3 protein-coding genes and 1 pseudogene are annotated in these 3,149 nt (G+C 70.3%); all 4 read right to left on the bottom strand.

The features are described from left to right. Positions 1-186: 186 nt before the first annotated feature. Complete coding sequence (locus ACLML9_RS28240; RefSeq protein ID WP_174372388.1) at positions 187-789, bottom strand: GTP-binding protein; 603 nt, start codon at positions 787-789, stop codon at positions 187-189. Further along, positions 770-1,144 (bottom strand): DUF742 domain-containing protein, encoded by a 375-nt coding sequence (locus tag ACLML9_RS28235; protein WP_030522783.1) that lies wholly within the window; start codon positions 1,142-1,144, stop codon positions 770-772. The genes ACLML9_RS28240 and ACLML9_RS28235 overlap by 20 nt, the downstream gene beginning before the upstream one ends. A 7-nt stretch (positions 1,145-1,151) precedes the next feature. Then, positions 1,152-1,565 carry a roadblock/LC7 domain-containing protein gene (locus ACLML9_RS28230; RefSeq protein WP_030522784.1) on the bottom strand — a complete coding sequence of 138 codons (414 nt, stop codon included), beginning with the start codon at positions 1,563-1,565 and terminating at the stop codon, positions 1,152-1,154. Then, positions 1,562-3,149 (bottom strand): annotated as a pseudogene (locus tag ACLML9_RS28225) (histidine kinase); the annotation flags it as partial. The pseudogene ACLML9_RS28225 and the gene ACLML9_RS28230, both read right to left, overlap by 4 nt.

Raw genomic sequence — 3,149 nt, 5'->3', positions numbered from 1 at the left:
CGGTAGTTACCGGTCCGCGCCACATCCAGGGGCGCGGAATCCCAGCTCACGAAGGAGTCAGGATCCAGCAGCGCCTCGAGTAGTTGCCTGGAGCCGATTCGCGACGATGTCATCCGAGCCGCCCCGGGGCGTCCCACACCGCAACTGTCCACACCGGCACGCCGACCAGTATGACGGGCAGCCGGATCAGTAGCCCCGGGTGACCTTTTGCAGCGCGTACTCGGTCAGCCGCACCAGCGCCTCCTTGGCCGGTTCCCGGCGGCGCGCGTCGATCGGCATGATCGGCACATCGGCCGGCACGGCCAGCGCCTGCCGGATGTCCTCGATCGGATACTGCGGGGCGTCGTCGAACTGGTTGAGCGCCACGAGGAACGGCAGGTTGCGCGCCTCGAAGTAGTCGACCGCCGCGAAACTGTCCTCCAGCCGCCGGGTGTCGATCAGCACGACCGCGCCGATCGCACCGCGGATGAGGTCGTCCCACATGAACCAGAAACGGTACTGGCCGGGAGTACCGAACAGGTACAGCACGAGATCCTCGGCCAGGCTGATCCGGCCGAAGTCCATGGCCACCGTGGTGGTGGATTTGCTCTCGATACCCGCGAGACTGTCGATCCCGGCGCTGGCATTGGTCACCAGAGCCTCGGTTCTCAACGGGACGATTTCCGAAACTGCCCCCACCAGCGTCGTTTTGCCCACGCCGAACCCACCTGCGACCACGATCTTCGCCGAAGTCGGCTTGGTCTGGCGGGTATCGACCTGTGCCGTCGAATCATATACGCCGGAGTCCACTGAGAACCCTTTCGATCAGCTCGCGACGTTCATCGTCGCTGGAATCGTCTTTCAAAGTCGCCGAAACGCGGACATGCCCGGCTTCGATCAGGTCCGCTACAAGTACACGCGCCACCCCGATCGGTATACCCAGTCGAGCCGCTAGTTCGGCGACCGACGGCGACTCCCTGCACAACTCGACTATCGAGTTTTCGATATTGCTCAGTTCGTACTGGCGTTCGAGCGAAATGGGATGGGACGCGACGAGAGCCTCGAGCGCCAACTCCACCTTCGGTCGGGTACGACCGGCGGTCAGCGAGTACGGGCGCACGAGACTGGGCTCGGAGCCTCCCACGCGGTGATCCTCTATGTCCATCCCACCATCAGGAACCCATCGTGACGCGTGGAGTGGCCTGAACTGTCTGGCCTACGCGCTCGACCAACAAAGCCATCTCGTAGCCGACCTGGCCGATATCACAGGACGTATTGGTCAGGACCGCGAGATAGGACCCGTCGCCCACCGCCATCAGCAGCAGGTAGCCGTGCTCCATTTCGACGACGGACTGCAGAACCGTGCCGCCTTCGAACAGATTGGACACACCCACCGAGAGACTCGCCAGTCCGGCCGTGACCGCCGAGAGCTGCTCGGCCCGGTCGACCGGTAGTTGGGCACTCGCCGCCATCAGCAGGCCGTCGGCCGAGACCAGAACGGCATGGGCTACGCCAGGAACCTCGCCTGCGAAGTTCGAAACCAGCCAATCCAACTGACGGTTCGTACCACCTAGTTCGGGGTTCATCGGTCTCCTTTGTCTCCGGTTAGGTTCATTGCTCGCATTGCACGGCCATCCCGAACACCTTGCTGGTGCCGACTCAAACTAGACCGGATCGTTTCGGGATTGCGACTCGGCGTCCGTTCCTGGGCGCCGCTGACAGCGCCGGGTACCAACCGGACGCCCGGGTTACGCTGCGGCAGACCGGCCGCGGTGCGGGTTTCGGGTTCGGCTTCGCTGGCCCGCCGGGCCGCCGTCCAGCCCTCGTCACCCGGGGATTCGAAGGACGCGACGGCCTGGGACCGATCGGAGTCCGAATCCGACAGCCATGCCGACATCATCTCCGCGAAGATGGGCGTCCCGCCCAGCACGCTGTCCGTCTCCTCGGCCGGTTGCAGCCGGGTCTGGAAGAAGGATGCCGTTTTCGCGGGATTGGACTTGTAGCTGTGCCGTCCGGGTTCCCGCGCGGCCGCCGGACCCTCGGCGGGCTCGGCCGCCCGCGGCAGCGCGACACCCGGCGGGTTGTCGAACCGCTCGGCGGTGTACCCGCCCGGTTCCCGGCGCGGCAGCGCGCCCGGCTCGGCGGGTGGGGCCTGCCGCCTCGGCGCCGCGGTATCCCGCTGCGGCAGCGTGTTCGAGCGCTCCCGGGCCGTATGAGCGCTGTCGGCCGGCGCTCCGCGCTGCGGCAGACCGCCACCGGGGGCCGGCCGCTGGGGAAGCCCGTTGCCCGGTGCTTCCCGTCGCGGCGGCAGCGCGCCCGGGCGCTGGGCCGGCAGTTCGCCGGAGCGCTCCCGGGACGGCAACCCACCGGTCGCCGCCGGGCCGCGCTGGGCCGGCAACTCGCCGGAGGGATCCCGCTGCGGCAGGCCGTTGGCGGTGTCCCGCTGTGGCAGGCCGGCCGCGGTATCCCGCTGCGGCAAGCCGTTGGCTCCGGGCTCGCGCCGGGTGGGCAGTCCGCCCGATGCGGATTCGGCGGCGGAACGCCGTTCCGGTTCCCTCCGCGCCGGACCACCGGCAGCCGGCCCGCCGCGCTGCGGCAGCCCGGAGGCTCCGTTCTCGCGGGCCGGAGCGCCGTTGGTACCCGGATCCCGTTGCGGCAGACCGCCCGGCCGCTGCTGGCCCGGCTGACGCGTGGGCAACGATCCGGCCGGACGCGGCGGCGCGGCTGTTTCCGACGCCGTCTCGGTGGGACGTTCGTCGGCCGGGCGAGCGGGCGCGGCGTCCCGGCGGCTACCGGGCGCTCCGTTCGCGCCCGGCTGGCGCTGCGGCAACCCGCCCAATCCGCCCGGACCACCCGGCTGCGGTGCGCCGGCGGTGCCGGGCTGCCGCTGCGGCAGCCCGCCGGGGCCGGTCTTGGGCTCCCGCGGCGGCGGACCGCCCGCGGTCGATTCCCCCGGGGTACGCGGCGGCAGGGTCGGTGTGGCGCCGCCGCTCGGTCCCAGATTGCGTTTCGGCAGGCTGGCCGCGGCGAGTTTGCCGCGCTGCGCGGTGCTGCCCGCGCTGGCCTCCCGGAGACTGGTGGTGCCCTGCTCCCCCTCGCGCGCGCCCCCGGCCATCGCGCTACCCGGCTGCCGCTGCGGCAGCCCGCCCGCGCCCAGCGGCGCGGGAGCC

The sequence above is a fragment of the Nocardia sp. NPDC002869 genome, from assembly GCF_046764065.1.
Lineage (GTDB): Bacteria > Actinomycetota > Actinomycetes > Mycobacteriales > Mycobacteriaceae > Nocardia > Nocardia rhamnosiphila.
The sequence above is the reverse complement of the archived record's forward strand: the minus strand, read 5'-3'. Positions and strand labels throughout refer to the sequence as shown.